The 2,891-nt window shown below is 59.7% G+C and carries 3 protein-coding genes; all 3 read left to right on the forward strand.

Going from position 1 to position 2,891, the window contains the following annotated elements; genetic code table 11:
• Positions 1-191 (forward strand): hypothetical protein (locus DBR24_RS31250; protein WP_218278126.1); only part of this gene is annotated, 191 nt, incomplete at its 5' end.
• Between the two features lie 146 nt (positions 192-337).
• Complete coding sequence (locus DBR24_RS06990; protein ID WP_123463957.1) at positions 338-1,780, forward strand: cytochrome ubiquinol oxidase subunit I; 1,443 nt, start codon at positions 338-340, stop codon at positions 1,778-1,780.
• A gap of 3 nt (positions 1,781-1,783) precedes the next feature.
• A complete protein-coding gene (gene cydB / locus DBR24_RS06995; protein WP_123463959.1) occupies positions 1,784-2,791 on the forward strand; it encodes a cytochrome d ubiquinol oxidase subunit II in 1,008 nt (335 codons plus the stop codon).
• The last annotated feature ends 100 nt before the right edge of the window (positions 2,792-2,891 follow it).

Below are 2,891 nucleotides of genomic sequence, written 5' to 3' on the forward strand. Positions count from 1 at the left end.
CGGCAGCGCAGCCCAACGGGGATAAATCCCCTCGCCACAGGACTTCTGTCTCTCTGAAGAATCTGTTCGAGAGCATTGCCGTGGTGCTGAGGCAACTTGTCACGCGGCAAACGACCACGCAGTTCATCGGCAAAAATGGGACTACTCTTTTAACGTTGCTTGATCCAGATCAAGACCCCAGACGGAATTGATCCGGTGGCCTGTTGGCCAGACTCCCTGCGTTGCGATGGTTGTTAAAAAAGAACGAATCAGAATTCGCCGCACTCCATATCCGTGGGGGCAGTAGGTGCAAGGGCCAAAAGCCCCGACGCCGGTATTACCTGACAGAGGAAGACTTATGTTCGGTTTAGAGGCACTCGATCTCGCCCGAATTCAGTTCGCGTTCACCATCTCGTTCCACATCCTGTTCCCGGCCATCACCATTGGCCTGGCGAGTTACCTTGCGGTGCTCGAAGGCCTGTGGCTGAAAACCCACAACGACACCTACCGTGATCTCTACCATTTCTGGTCGAAAATCTTTGCCGTCAACTTCGGCATGGGGGTGGTGTCCGGGTTGGTCATGGCTTACCAGTTCGGCACCAACTGGAGTCGTTTCTCGGACTTTGCCGGTTCCGTCACCGGGCCCTTGCTGACTTATGAAGTGCTCACAGCCTTCTTCCTCGAGGCCGGTTTCCTCGGCGTGATGCTGTTCGGCTGGAACAAGGTCGGGCGCGGTCTGCACTTCTTCTCCACCGTGATGGTGGCGATCGGCACGCTGATCTCGACCTTCTGGATTCTGGCCTCCAACAGCTGGATGCAGACCCCGCAGGGCTTCGAGATCGTCAACGGCCAGGTGATTCCCACCGACTGGCTGGCCATCATCTTCAACCCGTCGTTCCCCTATCGCCTGATGCACATGGCAACCGCAGCGTTTGTTGCCACGGCGTTCTTCGTGGGCTCGTCGGCGGCCTGGCACCTGCTGCGCGGCAAGGACAATCCGGCAATCCGCACCATGCTGTCGATGGCGATGTGGATGGCGTTGATCGTTGCACCGATCCAGGCGGTCATCGGTGACTTCCACGGCCTCAACACCCTTGAGCATCAGCCGGCGAAAATCGCCGCGATTGAAGGTCACTGGGAAAACAAAGGCGACGAAGCGACACCCCTGATTCTGTTCGGCTGGCCGGACATGAAAGAAGAGAAGACCAAATTTGCCGTGGAAATCCCCTACCTCGGCAGCCTGATCCTGACCCACTCGCTGGACAAACAGGTGCCGGCACTCAAGGAGTTCCCGCCTGAGGACCGGCCCAACTCGACCATCGTGTTCTGGTCGTTCCGGATCATGGTCGGCCTCGGTTTCCTGATGATCTTCACCGGTCTGTGGAGTCTGTGGCTACGCAAACGCGACACGCTCTACACCTCGCGGCCGTTCCTGTACCTGGCGTTGTGGATGGGGCCTTCCGGTCTGATCGCGATCCTGGCGGGCTGGTTCACCACCGAGATCGGCCGCCAGCCGTGGGTGGTCTACGGCCTGATGCGTACGGCGGACGCTTCGTCGAATCACAGCTTCATGCAGATGAGCATCACCCTGATCATGTTCGTGCTGGTTTACTTCGCACTGTTCGGTGCAGGGCTTGGCTACATGATGCGCCTGGTGCGCAAAGGGCCGAAAACCGACGAAGGCAAGGAAACCAACGACGGTGGTCCTGGCCAGAAACGTACACCGGCGCGGCCGTTGTCTGCGGCTGATGATGAAGGCACCGACGCTGACCAGGCGCGCAGCCTGGAAAAGGAGATTTGACTCATGGGTATTGATCTTCCGCTGATCTGGGCCGTGATCATCATCTTCGGCATCATGATGTACGTGGTCATGGACGGCTTCGACCTGGGGATCGGCATTCTCTTCCCGTTCATCCCGGGCAAGACTGATCGTGACGTGATGATGAACACTGTCGCCCCGGTCTGGGACGGTAACGAGACCTGGCTGGTGCTGGGCGGCGCGGCGCTGTTCGGCGCGTTCCCGCTGGCTTATTCGGTGGTGCTGTCGGCACTTTATCTGCCGCTGATCTTCATGCTGATCGGCCTGATTTTCCGCGGTGTGGCCTTCGAGTTCCGCTTCAAGGCCAAGGACGACAAACGGCATCTGTGGGACAAGGCCTTTATCGGCGGCTCGGTGGCGGCGACGTTCTTTCAGGGCGTGGCGCTGGGGGCGTTCATTGATGGCTTGCCGGTGGTCAATCGCCAGTTCGCCGGCGGCTCACTGGACTGGCTGACACCGTTTACGCTGTTCTGCGGCGCCGCGCTGGTGGTGGCGTACGCCTTGCTCGGCTGCACCTGGCTGATCATGAAAACCGAGGGCAAGTTGCAGGAACAGATGCACGATCTGGCGCGCCCGCTGGCCTTCGTGCTGCTGGCGGTGATCGGTGTCGTCAGCCTCTGGACGCCGCTGGCCCACCCGGAAATCGCCACGCGCTGGTTCAGCATGCCGAACCTGTTCTGGTTCATGCCGGTGCCGATTCTGGTGTTGGTGACGATGTACGGGCTGATCCGTGCCGTGGCGCGCAACGCCAACTACATGCCGTTCCTGCTGACCCTGGTGCTGATCTTCCTCGGCTACAGCGGTCTGGGCATCAGCCTGTGGCCGAACATCGTGCCGCCGTCGATCTCGATCTGGGACGCCGCCGCACCGCCGCAAAGCCAGGGCTTCATGCTGGTAGGCACGCTGTTCATCATCCCGTTCATCCTGGGTTACACCTTCTGGAGCTACTACGTGTTCCGCGGCAAGGTCACCCATGAAGACGGCTATCACTAGCACCTGTGGGATCTGGCTTGCTCGCGATGGCGTCGTCACTGGCGCCATCGACCTGACTGAGGATCGCAACAATGACCGGCAAACATTCGCTGCACGACAT

This window comes from Pseudomonas sp. HMWF006, assembly GCF_003061205.1.
GTDB lineage: Bacteria > Pseudomonadota > Gammaproteobacteria > Pseudomonadales > Pseudomonadaceae > Aquipseudomonas > Aquipseudomonas monsensis.

Excerpts from the sequence above, each read along its gene's own strand:
- DBR24_RS06990 (WP_123463957.1), top strand. The coding sequence starts at position 338 with ATGTTCGGTTTAGAGGCACTCGATCTCGCCCGAATTCAGTTCGCGTTC.
- cydB (WP_123463959.1), top strand. The coding sequence starts at position 1,784 with ATGGGTATTGATCTTCCGCTGATCTGGGCCGTGATCATCATCTTCGGC.